The 15,384-nt window shown below is 47.9% G+C and carries 6 protein-coding genes and 2 pseudogenes; 1 reads left to right on the forward strand and 7 read right to left on the reverse strand.

Annotation, left to right across the window (positions count from 1 at the left end; all coding sequences use genetic code 11):
• Positions 1 to 65: 65 nt before the first annotated feature.
• Positions 66 to 422 (reverse strand): annotated as a pseudogene (locus QUA00_RS33560) (ISAs1 family transposase); the annotation flags it as partial.
• 194 nt (positions 423 to 616) lie between these two features.
• A complete protein-coding gene (locus QUA00_RS33565) occupies positions 617 to 796 on the reverse strand; it encodes a hypothetical protein (RefSeq protein ID WP_445252106.1) in 180 nt (59 codons plus the stop codon).
• Between the two features lie 30 nt (positions 797 to 826).
• Here QUA00_RS33565 and QUA00_RS33570 point away from each other — a divergent pair, with 30 nt between their 5' ends.
• Entirely contained in the window at positions 827 to 1,111 is a 285-nt protein-coding gene (locus QUA00_RS33570; RefSeq protein ID WP_333301374.1) for a hypothetical protein, read from the forward strand.
• A 256-nt stretch (positions 1,112 to 1,367) separates the two neighbouring features.
• On the opposite strand, the gene QUA00_RS33575 is transcribed toward QUA00_RS33570, so the two are convergent.
• The 5 genes and pseudogenes from QUA00_RS33575 to QUA00_RS33595 all read right to left on the reverse strand — a co-directional run.
• The gene (locus QUA00_RS33575; RefSeq protein WP_333412795.1) at positions 1,368 to 5,624 is read right to left on the reverse strand and encodes an amino acid adenylation domain-containing protein; all 4,257 of its coding nucleotides are present in this window, start codon (positions 5,622 to 5,624) and stop codon (positions 1,368 to 1,370) included.
• Positions 5,621 to 12,217, reverse strand: a complete 6,597-nt coding sequence (locus QUA00_RS33580; protein ID WP_333412797.1) for an amino acid adenylation domain-containing protein — start codon at positions 12,215 to 12,217, stop codon at positions 5,621 to 5,623. The genes QUA00_RS33575 and QUA00_RS33580 overlap by 4 nt, the downstream gene beginning before the upstream one ends.
• 32 nt (positions 12,218 to 12,249) lie before the next feature.
• Positions 12,250 to 13,083: an isocitrate lyase/PEP mutase family protein gene (locus QUA00_RS33585; RefSeq protein ID WP_333148230.1), complete on the reverse strand. Its 834-nt coding sequence runs from the start codon at positions 13,081 to 13,083 to the stop codon at positions 12,250 to 12,252.
• A 38-nt stretch (positions 13,084 to 13,121) separates the two neighbouring features.
• Entirely contained in the window at positions 13,122 to 15,029 is a 1,908-nt protein-coding gene (locus QUA00_RS33590; RefSeq protein ID WP_333412799.1) for an AMP-binding protein, read from the reverse strand.
• A gap of 104 nt (positions 15,030 to 15,133) precedes the next feature.
• Positions 15,134 to 15,384: pseudogene (locus tag QUA00_RS33595) on the reverse strand (IS4 family transposase); the annotation flags it as partial.

Here is a 15,384-nt window from a genome sequence, read left to right on the forward strand (position 1 = left end):
GACTAAGAAAAAATCCCTTTCCTCTTGGTGGCGTTTTGTCAAGTACAATTTATACAAAATTAGATGCGTTTACCCTGCCCATCTATGGGGATTATTTCTCCTCCCATCTTGGTGATAAGGGTTTCTACCCATTGAAGAAAACAACGATTCAATTCTTCGGGATTAATAAATTCAAATACCCGACCGAAGGTGTCATCAGAGGGAATACCGTGAGGTAATGCCAAAAACTTTTCTAACCACTGTTTTTTGCTAATGCCATAATTTTCCATATCTTCCCATCCTTGCGCTCCAGCAATTACTGCTAAAATCGCAATTACTAAGATATCTGTGAGTTGATGTTTCTTAGTTCTCTCCACTCTGGACTCTTTGATCTCTTGGAAGTGCTGAACTAAATTTTTTTGAATACACCCGATATCTGCCACTTCGGTTAGTTTTCTCTCAGCAGGACAATTTTTCTGAGCCTCGGCATTTTTGTTGTTAACGCCTTGAAACATATAGGGTATTTTTGAGGTTTTCAACTACAGTATTACTGTCATCTCACTGATCTGTGTTAGGAGTCAAGTGTGCTGTCTACACAGTCTCTTATGCTTATTTTGTTAACTTTGTCAAGTTCATATTATACCCAATTAGATGAGCTTACCCTGCCTCGTAAACCCAGTTGACGGTAGTAATTTTCCTGTGAGGTAATAGCCGGTGTTAATAATGCGGATAGTTGCGAGGCAATCGCCGAGTCTTCCACCATTGGTCGGGTAGTTTTTTTGGCGTGGTCGCGATTAGTTTTTTGACTTTTTGCCATATTTACTGACCTCTACAATTGCTCAATTATTTGTCAATTCTATCGTTTGATAATACCAACGCCCGCAACTATCATGCGCCAGCGCTTGCGGTACAACTATTATCGATCGTCCGCCACAATTATCGATCGTCCGCCACAATTGTCGATCGCCTGCCACAATTGTCGATCGTCCGCCACGCCAGAGCGAGCGAACCACTTATTAATAATGATAATCGCTGTCGCTGGGAGAGTCTTCCAGAGGCAGACTCTCCCACCCTTCTCCCTTGTTTGATTATCATTATTATTCGATTGTATTTCTACACAAGGGGGTATTGACAAAATCTACTCCCTTCTAACTTGTTACCAATGCCCCAGCATAGAAGTGAAGAAAAAGGAGTGTCAGAAAGCGTATGTGACAGTTGAGGGTGCCGAATGTGGGTTCCAGAGCCAAATGATGTGCCAAAGAAAGGTAGAATTTGAGACCTCTGCCAAGAACATGGACGCAAAACAGAGGCGGTTTCAATCCATGAGGTTGAATTGACACCAGTGAAGATTGAAGCGCTGATAACCTTTCTTGGTTGAGGAAATTGGTCTAATGCTCTACTTCCGTTGTCGATTTCTTAGGTTCAGAGCTATGGTCTTCTGAAACATCCTGTAGAGCCTCATCTATGCAAGCTCTCAATTTTTCACCAAGAACCCGAACGCAAGGTTCTGTCAGCAGGGTTAAGTGAAGGCCGGGAACATCGCGGATTTCCAGTCCGCCAGCCACCAAGGAACCCCAACCGAATAGATGGTCATAATAAACTCTTGTCGGTTGGTGTCTAGTGCGGAAGAGGGTTGCCTGACCTGGATAGACTTGTGGTACATAATCTCTGATGGCTTGACTGAAAGCCTCTGTTATCAGCGCATAGGGGTGGGAATCTTCTGTTGAGGGGCGTCTCATCCACAGATTAAAGGTTTTGGCAATCTTACGGGTAATCCTGCTATGCAACCACACCGCTCTTTCTTTGATGTAGGGAAGTTTGTCTTCGGGTCTGAGTCGTAACAGGTTGAGGAAGTTGACGTAAAGTGTCCGACCTGGTGGAAGTTCGTGGACTAATGATTGGGGACTGTAGGCATCAAGCAAGGCCAATACCGCTACCTTCTGACCTCCTGCAACTAGCTGCTGGGCGATCTCGAAAGCTACCATGCCTGCACCAGAGTGACCGGCTAAGAGATAGGAACCTTGGGGCTGGAAGGCGCGTATTTCTCTAAGGTAGTGAGCGGCCATGTCTTCAACCCGCTTGTAGGGAGCTTGTTTGCCATCCAGACCTACAGCTTGCAAGCCGTAAACGGGTTGCTCCTGACCCAGGTAATGTGCCAAATCTCGGTAGCAGAGGACGTTGCCCCCGACGGGATGTATGCAGAACAAAGGCGGTTTAGAACCTCCGGGTTGAATTGCCACCAGCGTTTGCCAAGGTACCGACCATCCTTTCTGGCGGAGAATGTTGGCTAGTTCTTCAATGTTTGGTGCTTGGAAGAGGGTAGCGAGAGGGAGATTTTTCCCGAAGGTTTTCTCGATTTGTGCGAACAGGCGCACGGCTAGAAGGGAGTGTCCTCCCAAATCAAAGAAATTGTCCTTCACGCCGATCGGCTTTTTGCCTAAAACGTTTTCCCAAATTTTTGTTAGTTGGATTTCCAAATCATCGCTGGGAGGCACAAAGGTACTTGCTGGCTCTTGCTTGAGTCGATCGGGTGCGGGCAGGGCGCGGCGGTCTATTTTTCCGTTGGGGGTTAGGGGTAAGGCGTCCGGGAAAACAAAAGCGCTCGGCACCATGTAGTCGGGCAGTTTTTGTTTGAGGAAGCGCCGCAGTTCGTCGGTAGTGGGTTTCTGCTGTTGGTCTGCAACAATGTAGGCTACTAAACGTTTGTCGCTGTCTGTGTCAATCCTTGCTATCACCGCACACTGCCGCACAGCGGGATATTGGGATAGAGTTGACTCAATTTCCCCCAGTTCGATGCGGAAACCGCGGATTTTGACTTGATTGTCGATCCGACCGAGAAATTCGATATTGCCGTCGGGCAGATAATGAGCTAAGTCGCCAGTTTTATAGAGGCGTTCTGGATTTAAAGATTGCTCTTCTTTTGCTCCCTTGCTTCTTGGGAAGGGGTTAGGAATGAATTTCTCTTCGGTCAAGTCTGGGCGGTTGAGGTAGCCTCGGGCTAAGCCGTCGCCGCCGATGTACAACTCGCCGGGAACTCCGATGGGAACCGGCTGTAGGTAGCTATCCAATAGATAAACCTGCGTATTGGTAATGGGGCGTCCGATGGGGACGGAGTTACCGAGTTGGTCAGGCTCTGTTATTGGGTAGCAGCAGGTGAAGGTCGTGTTCTCGGTTGGACCATAACCGTTGATTAGCTTACAGTCTCCTATTTTTTGGAGAAATTTCTGGACATGAGGAACAGATAAAACATCACCGCCAGCTAATAGTTGACGCAAGGGCTTTAAATCCTCCAGTCGCTCATCCACCATTAGGTGAAACAGACCCGCTGTGAGCCACAGAGTTGTGATTTGGTATTGCTGGATAACTTGTCCCAACTCTTCCAAAGATGGCGTATGGGGGGGAAATATCACCAGCCGTGCACCGTTAAGTAGGCTGCCCCAAATTTCCCAAGTTGAGGCGTCGAAGGATATGGGAGCTAGCTGTAGGAAGACTTCTTCTGCTGCTAGGTTGGCATAGTTGGCTTCTTTGACTAACCGCACTACACCTCGATGGATGACGCTAACACCTTTGGGTCTGCCTGTAGACCCGGAGGTATACATTACATAGGCTAGGTTGTCAGCCGTCACGCTGCTAATAGGGTTTTCCTGGCTCTCTGGCTTAATGGCTTCCCAGTCAGTGTCTAGGCAGACTACTTTGGCTCGATGTGAGGGAAGTTTCTCAACCTGCCGCTGTTGGGTCAATAGGACTGGGACTTGGGCATCCTCCAGCATGAAGGTGAGACGCTCTTGCGGATATGCCGGGTCTAGTGGTAAGTAGGCTGCACCTGCTTTGAGGATGCCTAGGAGTCCTACTAATATATCTAGCGATCGCTCTACACAAATCCCCACGCATATCTCTGGTCCTACCCCCAGCCCTTGCAGGTGGTGTGCTAATTGATTGGCACGGTAATTGAGCTGCTGGTAGGTAAGTTGCTCGCTTCCAAAGACTGCGGCAACAGCGTTAGGAGTTTGCTCGGCTTGGGCTTCAAATAACTGATGGATACAGGTGTTATTCGGGTAATCAGTTTGGGTGTTATTCCACTCCACCAGCAACTGATGTTGTTCGGCTGCTGTCAACAGTGGTAAGTCTGACAGACGCTGTTGACAGTTGGCGACAATGCCTTCGAGTAAGGTCTGGAAATTCCCCAGCATCCGAGTAATGGTGGCTGAGTTGAAGAGAGCGGTGTTGTATTCCAACGAGGCTCTCAGTCCTTGCGCCGTCTCTATCATGAATAGGGTTAGATCGAACTTCGCCGTTCCGTTTTTAATCTTCAGGGAGTTGACGGTCAGACCTGGTAACTCCAAGGCGGAGGTTGGAGTGTTCTGTAGAACGAACATCACCTGGAACAACGGCGTGCGGCTTCGGTCTCGTTCGGGCTGTAGTTCTTCTACGAGCTTTTCAAAGGGTAGGTCTTGGTGGGCATAGGCTCCTAAAGCTACCTCGCGCACTCGACCTAGCAGTTCTGGGAAACTTGGGTTGCCACCAAGGTAGGTACGCAGGGCTAGGGTATTCACAAAAAATCCAATCAGACCCTCGGCTTCCATCTGGTTACGACCGGCGATGGGAGTGCCTACGATCATGTCTTCTTGCCCGGTATAGCGGTAGAGGAATGTCTGGAATGCTGCTAACAGGGTCATGAACAGCGTGACCTGCTCCTGCTGGCTCACGTCTTTGAGTGCCTTGGTTAGGTTTTCGGGTAGATCCAGAGATTGGTACTCACCCTGATAGGTCTGAACTGGTGGGCGCGGGTAGTCAGTGGGCAGTTGTAGTATGGGCAGGCTGCCATTTAGCTGCTGTTTCCAGTAGTCCCGCTGAGACTCTAAAACTTCACCCTGTAGCCACTCGCGCTGCCAGTGGGCAAAATCAGCATATTGGATGGGCAGTTCGGGGAGGGGTGAGGGTTTGCCAGTGGAGAAGGCATCGTAGAGCGCTGCCACTTCCCGCAAGAAAATATCGTCAGACCAGCCATCATAAACAATGTGGTGTATGGTCACGAGCAGCATATATTCCGCTTCTTTTAGGTGCAGGAGTTTGACGCGAAACAATGGCCCAGTAGCTAGGTCGAAGGGTTGTTGAGCCTCCTCGGTGGCAAGGCGTTGAGCTTCAGAAAGTCCCTGGTCTGGAGGAAGTTCTCTTAGGTCTATTACTGGCAGTGTTAAAGCTGTATGTAGGGAGATGACCTGCTTGGGTTGCCCGTCCACAGATGGAAAAGTAGTTCTGAGGACTTCATGGCGTCGGACAATTTCACTCAAGCTCTGCGAGAGTGCGGTTACGTTGAGTAGACCGGTTAAGCGAAAGGTAGCGGGAATGTTATAGGCAGGGCTGTCTGGTTCCAATTGAGCGAGCAACCACAGTCTAGCTTGAGCAAAGGAGAGGGGGAGGTCTCCGTCCCTTGGGACAGGCAATATTGGGGAAAGATTGGAACTGGTGGCAGCATTAGCCTTGTGCAGAAATGCGAGGATTTCTGCTTTGCGCTCTTTTAGCTCTTGCAGCAGGGCAGGTGTCAGTGTTTCCTTGGGAGCTTTATAGCGCAAGCGATCGCCTTCGTTCCATAGCTTCACGTCTAGACAGCGAAGCTCAGACAAAAACTCATCAATCGTTTTCATAATTCTCCCTCTTCATAATCGTCCATTGTGTCGCTCTCATTAGCCTGCAACTCTTGCACTGCCCAACGAACTGTCTCAATGCGACCGCCTAAGTCAGCCACAGTAGGTGCCTCAAATAAAGTACGCAGCGGTAGTTCCACTCCGAAGGCTTGGCGCAAGCGAGAAATAACTTGGGTAGCCAGCAGGGAATGTCCCCCCAATTCAAAGAAGTTGTCATGGACGCCGACCTGCTCCAGTCTCAAGACTTGAGTCCAGATATCAGCTATCTGCTGCTCGATCGGAGTACGAGGAGCCACAAACTTGACTGACTGGTCGGGTCGTGACTGGTCAGGCGCTGGTAGAGCGCGGTGGTCTACTTTGCCGTTAGGGGTTAGGGGTATGGTGTCTAGGAAAACAAAGGCTGATGGCACCATATAGTCAGGGAGCTTCTGTTTGAGGAAGCATCGCAGTTCGTCGGTAGTGGGTTTTTGCTGTTGGTTGGAAACAATGTAGGCAACTAAACGTTTGTCATTTTCTAGGCCAACCCTTGCTGTTACTACACACTGCTGCACAGTAGGATATTGGGATAGAGTTGACTCAACTTCTCCCAGTTCGATGCGGAAACCACGGATTTTGACTTGATTGTCGATGCGACCAAGAAATTCGATATTGCCGTCGGGTAGGTAACGGGCTAAGTCGCCAGTTTTGTAGAGCCGATCGCCTTTTAAATTTTGGATTTTGAATTGGGAATTTAAAAAAGAGTTAGGAATGAATTTCTCTTCTGTTAAATTTTGGCGATTGAAATAGGATCGGGCTAAACCATCGCCGCCAATGTATAGTTCACCCGGGACTCCAATAGGTACGGGTTGCAGATGGGAGTTGAGAATATAAATTTGCGTGTTGGCGATAGGACGACCAATAGAGGGTGAGGGGTAAACTTTCTCATTTTCACCTCTTCTGGGAATACATAAGGTAAATGTGGAATAGGTAGTGGCTTCAGAGGGTCCGTAGAGATTGAAAACCTGTTGAAGGGTTGTCTGCTGATAAAGTTGGTTGACCAGTTGCTGGGAAAGAGGTTCACCTGCTAAGTTGACAGTCTGCACGTTTTGGGGTATTGCGTTGGCTCTGAGTAATTCGGCTATCGCACTGGGGACTGTGTTGATTAGAGTGACATCTTTAGCTGCTTTTAGGGTGGGTAGGTGTAAAGCGTTTTGGGCCAGGATGACTTTACCGCCACAGCTTAGGGGAACGAATAGCTCGAAGACGGAAAGGTCAAAACAGATGGAGGTGGAAGCGAGGACTCCAGCGAGTTGTTTTGGATTAAATACGGTTTGCGCCCAATTGATAAAGTTAACTGTACTGCGGTGCTCTATGGCGACTCCTTTAGGGAAGCCTGTGGAACCAGAGGTATAGAGGATATAGGCTAGGTTGGTGGGGTTGACGTTGCTTTTTGGGTTCTCTGGGTTTTCTCGATTAATGATTTCCCAGGTTTTGTCTAGACTGATTACTGTTAATTGTTCAGGGTTGCTTGGGGATTGTTCGTTGCTGTCAATTATGTTGGTTGAAACTTTTCCTGAAGCGTACAATGAATTCTGAATAATTTTTGAAGTTGTCAGGAGCAACGATAAGAGCGAATCTTCGAGCATGAAGGCGAGGCGCTCTTGGGGATAGGTGGGGTCAAGGGGAATGTAGGCTCCGCCTGCTTTGAGGATAGCTAGGAGGGCTACGAGCATTTCTAGCGATCGCTCTAGGCAAATTCCCACGGTTACTTCTGGTTCCACACCCATTTTTTGCAGGTGGTGTGCTAGTTGATTGGCACGGCAATTGAGCTCCTGGTAGGTTAATTGCTCGTTTTCAAAGACTACTGCAACGGCGTTAGGAGTTCGCTCTACTTGGGCTTCAAATAATTGATGGATGCAGGTATTGTTGGGGTAGTCAATTTGGGTGTTATTCCACTCGACTAGGAGCTGATGCTGTTCGGCTTCTGTTAACAGCGGTAAGTCTGAGAGGTGTTGTTCTGGGTTAGCGACGATGCTTTTTAGTAAGGTCTGGAAATGTCCCACCATTCGAGTGATGGTTGCAGCCTCGAATAGGTCTGTGTTGTATTCAACCCCACCTTTGATGCCCTCTGAAGTTTCTTCCAGAGCGAGGGTTAAATCCAACTTTGCTGTGCCGTTATGGACTTCCAGAGGGGTTAGACTTAGACCCCGAAACTCCAAAGCCGCTATCAGGGCATTCTGGAAAACAAACATCACCTGAAACAGGGGGGTTCGGCTCAAATCTCTTTCTGGTTGCAGTTCCTCTACCAACTTCTCGAAAGGCAAATCCTGGTGAGTATAGGCTCCCAAAGCCACCTCACGCACCCGACCTAGCAATTCCCGGAAACTTGGATCGCCTGAAAGCTCAGTTCGTAGTACCAGAGTATTGACAAAAAATCCAATCAACCCTTCGATTTCAACGCGGTTGCGATTAGCAATGGGAGAACCAACAATAACGTCTTCCTGACCTGTATATCGGTAGAGCAGTATCTGGAAGACCGCCAGTAAGGTCATAAACAAAGTAACGCCTTCCTGCTGCGAGAGCGCTTTGAGGGCATCGGTACTTTTCTTAGGCAGTTCCAGAGATTGCCTTGCACCTCGATAAGTTTGAACAGGAGGTCGGGGGCGATCCGTGGGCAACTCCAGCACAGGCAACTGACCACCTAGATGCCGCTTCCAGTAGTTAAGCTGAAACTCCAACACCTCACCGACGAGCCACTCGTTCTGCCAGACAGCAAAGTCAGCATATTGGATAGGTAGTTCAGGCAATGACGAGGACTTCTCGGTGGAAAAAGCTTCATAAAGCACCGACAATTCCCGCATAAACACACCAAGAGACCACCCGTCGGAAACAATGTGGTGCATGGTCAAGAGAAGCAAATGTTCCTCTTTTCCCAGATGCAGGAGATTGACGCGAAACAAGGGTTCATTAACCAAGTCAAAGGGGCACTGAGCTCCCTCAGTAGCCAACCGTTGAGCTTCCACCTCCCGTTCAGTCTCAGGAAGTTTCCGGAGGTCTACTATCGGTAATAGCAAGGTAGCAGCAGGACGAATGATCTGAATTGGCTGCCCATTCACAGCACTAAAGTTAGTCCGTAGAGCTTCGTGACGCCTCACAATTTCACTTAAGCTCTGCTCTAGTGCCGTCACGTTGAGCGAACCTTTCAAGCCAATAGCGTTAGGGATGTTATATAGGGGTGTCCCAGACATCAATTGGTCGAGGAACCACAGCCGCTGCTGAGCAAAGGACAGAGGCAGGTCTCCCTCGCGTGAGATGGGACTAATTGGCAGAGCCTGTAGACTCCCTTCTTCGGCTCGACAGGCTGCCTCCACGATCTTTGCCAAGCCCGCTAGGGTGGGTTCTTCAAAGAGAGTATGCAGGGGGAGTTCCACTCCGAAAGCTTTGCGGACGCGAGAAATGACTTGGGTAGCGAGTAAGGAATGTCCCCCCAACTCAAAGAAGTTGTCGTGAATACTTACCCCCTCAAGCCTGAGGACTTCGCTCCAGATGCCCGCCAGCAGTTCCTCAAAAGGGGTAAGATGCGGCACAAAAGTTTCTTCCAGATCTGACCTTGTCCCATCAGGCACTGGCAGAGCGCGGCGATCCACCTTACCATTGGGTGTCAGCGGCAGAGCTTCAAGCTGCACAAATGCAGAAGGTATCATGTGGTCGGGCAGTTTCTCCTTTAGGTAGCGACGCAGTTCACTGGTGGAGAGGACTTGCTCCTGGCTCGGAACCACATAGGCTACTAAGCGCTTGTCACCAGGGTCGTACTCCTGGTCTATAACTACGGCATCCTGCACAGCCCGGTTTTGCCTCAGCACTGTCTCAATCTCGCCTAGCTCAATGCGGAAGCCACGAATTTTTACCTGATTATCGATGCGACCGAGAAACTCAATGTTGCCGTCCGGTAAATAGCGAGCTAAGTCTCCAGTTTTGTACAGACGTGCTGCGGGAGCGTCACTAAAGGGGTTGGGGATAAACTTCTGGGCTGTCAACTCAGTCCGGTTGAGATAGCCCCGGGCTAAGCCGTCGCCGCCGGTGTACAACTCGCCGGGAACTCCGATGGGGACAGGCTTCCGGTGGCTATCCAACACATAAACCTGAGTATTGGTAATGGGGCGTCCGATGGGGACGGAGTTACCGAGTTGGTCAGGCTCTGTTATTGGGTAGCAGCAGGTGAAGGTCGTGTTCTCGGTTGGACCATAACCGTTGATTAGCTTACAGTCTCCTATTTTTTGGAGAAATTTCTGGACATGAGGAACAGATAAAACATCACCGCCAGCTAATAGTTGACGCAAGGGCTTTAAATCCTCCAGTCGCTCATCCACCATTAGGTGAAACAGACCCGCTGTGAGCCACAGAGTTGTGATTTGGTATTGCTGGATAACTTGTCCCAACTCTTCCAAAGATGGCGTATGGGGGGGAAATATCACCAGCCGTGCACCGTTAAGTAGGCTGCCCCAAATTTCCCAAGTTGAGGCGTCGAAGGATATGGGAGCTAGCTGTAGGAAGACTTCTTCTGCTGCTAGGTTGGCATAGTTGGCTTCTTTGACTAACCGCACTACACCTCGATGGATGACGCTAACACCTTTGGGTCTGCCTGTAGACCCGGAGGTATACATTACATAGGCTAGGTTGTCAGCCGTCACGCTGCTAATAGGGTTTTCCTGGCTCTCTGGCTTAATGGCTTCCCAGTCAGTGTCTAGGCAGACTACTTTGGCTTGATGTGAGGGAAGTTTCTCAACTTGCGGCTGTTGGGTCAATAGGACTGGGACTTGGGCATCCTCCAGCATGAAGGTGAGACGCTCTTTTGGATATGCTGGGTCTAGTGGTAGATAGGCTGCACCCGCTTTGAGAATACCGAGAAGTCCCACCATCATCTCAAGCGATCGCTCTACGCAAATTCCGACCAGCATTTCTGGTTCTACACCCAATTTTTGGAGGTGGTGTGCTAGTTGATTGGCACGGCAATTGAGCTGCTGGTAGGTTAGTTGCTCGTTTTCAAAGACTACCGCAACCGCGTTGGGAGTTTGCTGGGCTTGGGCTTCAAATAACTGATGGATACAGGTTTGATTGGAGTAATCTGTCTGGGTGTTATTCCACTCTACCAACAACTGATGCCGTTCGGTTTCTGTTAACAGCGGTAATTGACCAATTGGTTGCTCGACATTAGCGACAATACCCTCAAGCAAAGTCTGGAAATGTCCTGCCATCCGCACAATTGTAGCTGCGTAAAACAAATCGGTGTTGTATTCAAACCGACAAGACAGCCCTTCAGGTGTATCAACAATATCCAGGGTTAAATCAAACGCGGTAATTCCTCTGTCAAACTGGAAGTCATCAAATCTTAGACCTTGTACCTCCACAGTTTCATTAGGTACGTTTCGCAATTGGAACAATACTTGAAACAGAGGAGTATGACTCAAGTCTCGGTCTGGTTGTAGTTCTTCCACCAGTTTCTCGAAAGGAATACCCTGGTGTTCATAGGCTTCTATTGCTACCTTACGGACTGTAGCTAAGAGTTGAAGGAAAGTTAGCTTACTATCAACGTAAGTTCGTAAAACTAGGGTATTAATGAAAATCCCAATCAGTGTCTCTGTTTCTATGCGATCGCGTCCTGCGATCGGCGCTCCCACAACAATATCTTCCTGACCTGTGTAACGATGAAGCAATATCTTAAAAGCTGCCAACAAGGTCATAAACAACGTTACCCCTTCCCGTTGACTCAGAAGCTTCAGCGATTCAGTCAGGGACTTGGGTAATAACAGGGATTGCTTTGCACCTCGAAACGTTTGCACGGGCGATCGCGCTCTGTCAGTCGGTAACTCTAATACAGGTAAGTCACCGCCCAGTTGTCCCCTCCAGTAGGCAAGTTGTGACTCTAAGACCTCTCCCTGTAGATGCTGTTGCTGCCAATAGGCAAAATCTGCGTATTGGATAGGTAATTCAGAGACAGTCGATGGCTTTCCAGCACCAAAGGCTTCATAAAGCAAGGCGAGTTCTTTGAGGAGAACTCCCACAGACCAGCCATCAAAGATAATATGATGCAGGGTCAACAGCAGGATATGTTCTTGTTCGCCAAGTCTCACTAAATTGGCTCTGACCAAAGAACCAAACGCTAAATTAAAGGGACGTTGGGCTTCTTCTGTCGCTAGTTGTTGGAGTTTGGCCTGCTTATCTTGGCTTGGTAAATTACTAATGTCTACAATGGGTAAAGTCAAGGTCAAACTTGGAGCAATGACTTGAACTGGTTTCCCATCCACAGCCGCAAAGCTAGCACGTAAGACTTCGTGGCGACGCACAATTTCATTAAGACAAAACTCCAGCACTGCTACATTGAGCCCACCGACGAGACGGATATTTGTGGGACGATTGTAAGCAGGATTCCCTGATTTTAACTGGTCTAGCAACCACATCCTAGTTTGTGCAAACGAGAGAGGAGCTTCTTTCTGATTTGCTCTTGGGGAGATGGTTTGGTGAGGATTAGCAACAGCCTTTTCCTTGAGTCTCTGCTCTAACAGCGCCCGCTTGGCTGGTGAGAGTTCAGCAATCCGTTTGTTGATATCATTCATATTTTCTGGCTTCAAATATCAAATTTTCTTAACTATTTATTCTTATTGGCAAGATTTTCATCCAAAAGGGCAGTACATTCCTGCACGCCCACACGTTCTTTCTGCAAAAATCCATCCTTTTCCCTCAAGCATTTCATTTCATCCTCAAGGGCAGCTTGGGCAGCAAACAGACAAGGTGTACTGTAGTTAACAAGAGAAACACCAGCATCTCTCAGTTCTGTTAAGCTACAGGGTGGAGATTTGCCACCTGCAATTTGGTTAAATACCAGAGGTTTGTCCAGTTGACTTTTTAGGATTTTGATTACGTCTAGATCCTTGATTCCATCAGCCAATATAGCATCAGCTCCCGCCACTGAAAACGCCTTTGCTCTATGGATGATTTCATCAATATCTGTTGCATCTGTCCGAGCCACCACAAAAAGTTCTCGGCGAGTTGCTAGAATACTTTTCAATTTTTCCAGAAATTCATCCAACTCCATCAGGAGTTTGCCATCAAAATGACCGCATCTTCGAGGTCGCTTTTGATCTTCAATAATCACCCCCGCAACTCCAATAGATTCCAACAGAGATACTACATGACAAGCAACTTCCGTATCCACATAGCCGTCATCAATATCGACGATAATATAATGATGGGGCAGCACGGTTTTGACTCGTTGGACAAATGCTACAATATCAGACCATGCAATAAACCCAATGTCTGGTAAGCCGTAATAGCTAGCAGCGAAACTGAACCCACTAATAAAAATGCCGTCGTAATATTTTCCAACTACTGAGGCTGAAAACACATCATAAACCCCTATAAAAGGAATGATATCTCGTACCATGATTTCTTGACGCAATCGTTCTCCAAAACTGACAATCATGGGTTTAGTTTTTGGGTGAAAATTCGATGATGGCATAGTTACTCTCTCTTGTCAAGAAGTTTTTGCACCTCTTGATCCGTGAGGGATTCCAACTCGACTAGCAGAGTGGTTAATTCATCAGACCTTACCGTTTCTGCTTCTGCTTGAATTTGAGCAATTTTTACTGCCATATTGGCGACTGTTGGTTGCCCAAAGAATATGGAGAGTGATAATTCAACCTGTATGGATTCAAGCACGCGGTTGACAATTTGAGCCGCCAAGATGGAATCTCCTCCCAACTGGAAAAAATTGTCATGAATACCGATTGACTTAACCCCTAAAACAAGAGACCAAATATTCACCAACTGTTCTTCTAGGGGGGTACGGGGAGGGACAAATTCCGGTCTGGGGGCTGTCGGATCTGAGGGTTGAAGTCCTAGTTTTTCAGCTAACCCAATTCGCTGTAGTTTGCCTGTGGGACCTTTGGGAATTTCCTCGACAAATAACACCACACGGGGGACTTTAAAATCAGCCAGTTTCTGAGCGACAAATTCTTTGATTTCTTGCTCAGTCGCCGAAGCATTCTCTTTAAGAACTATGGCGGCAGCTACCTCTTCACCTAAAAGCGTATGAGCCGCAGCAAAGGTAACTACCTGTTTTACAGCCGGATGTTCTAACAGCACTTCATCCACTTCACGGGGAAAAATTTTCTCTCCACCCCGGTTAATTGTTTCTTTAATCCTGCCTTTGAGGAAAAGATAGCCGTCGGTATCTAAAGAGCCTAAATCCCCAGTTCTAAACCAGCCTTTGGTAAAAGCACTCTCGTTCGCTTCGGGATTATTTTCGTAGCCTGATGTGACATTCGCACCTTGGATAACGACTTCCCCAATTTCCTCGGCTGGTAGCAAGTTACCCCCCGGATCCATAATTGCCACTTCAGGACCAGCAGCTATACCTACTGAACCCGGCTTACGCTGATGTGGTGGTAAGGGATTGCTACTCATTTGATGAGCAGCCTCTGTCATGCCATAGGACTCAATAACTGGCACATTAAACACGCTTTCTAACTCGGCCATGACTTGAGGAGGCAAAGGAGCAGAGGAGGAGCGAATCAACCGGAGTGGGCAACGGACAATAATTTCGCGGTTTGCCTCGGTTCTGGCAAGAATCGCTTGGTGCATTGTTGGAACAGCACTATACCAAGTGGGATGAAAACTTTCTAACCAGTCAAAGAATTTGGGAGCATAAAAGCCTGAAGTACAAACTACGCTTGCCCCAGCACTAAGGGAGGACAGCAAAACCCCCACCAGCCCATGAATGTGAAACAGTGGCATCACATTCAAACAGCGATCGCTCTGGCTCAACTTTAGGGCAAGTTGAATATTCTCGGCTGAAGTACACAAGTTGGCATGGGTTAAGGGGACTATTTTAGGACGAGAGGTAGTCCCTGAAGTATGTAGCACTAACGCTACATCTTCTGGTTGAGCCAAGCCCCCCGAAGCAGGAGACTGTGGCTCACCGCCACTGAGAGTAAAAATGCCTGCTTCTGCTGTTAAGACAGGGGAAAGTTCGATAATCGGAATGCCTCGTTGTTTGGCTGCAATTCTGGCAGGCTCTGCAAGTTGTGACTGAACAATCAGTGCTTTAGCATTCAAATCCGATAGATAAAAATCAAATTCCTTCGTGCGATAAGCTGGGTTGAGGGGAGCACAAGTAGCACAAGAGGCTATGGCTAAAAAAGCCACTGCCATCTCTGGACTATTGGGCAGCGCAACTGCTACTCGGTCAAAGCGACCTATACCTAAGCAATTGAGTTGGCTGATTACAGAGTCAATCTGCTCAAGCAAACGGCGATAGGTAAGCGGTAAGCGCTCAGGAGAAGAAATAGCAATGGAATCGGGATTTTTTTGGGCTTGAGCTTTCAGCTTTTGATATATTTCTTTATGAGAAAACAGTTGACTTAACATTTATGATTCTCCGGTATCATCTCTTACTTAGTCGAAGCAGAGGCAAGCTTTTTCTCCAATTTTTCTGTGTATCTCTTCTTCACCTCTTAGCCATTGGTAACAAGTTAAGCCTGTATGGCAGTTGTCAAGGGGATTTGAGAAGATGTGTCAAAGAAATATTGGTTTTTGCCTCGCTGTCGATCAGGGAAAGGTGCAACAATTAACTTAACATTGGGCTTTCGTTGAGATTTAACAATACCTAAATCTCGGTTTTCGGGCGCGGCGAAATACTGAATGGGGTCAGTGGCCTTACCTTTTTGATGAGCTACATAAAAATGGTAAAGACCCCGGTAAATCATTTCTAATGAAATCGAAT

Origin of the sequence: Microcoleus sp. T2B6 (genome assembly GCF_036700475.1) — a bacterium.
Taxonomy (GTDB): Bacteria; Cyanobacteriota; Cyanobacteriia; order Cyanobacteriales; family Microcoleaceae; genus Microcoleus.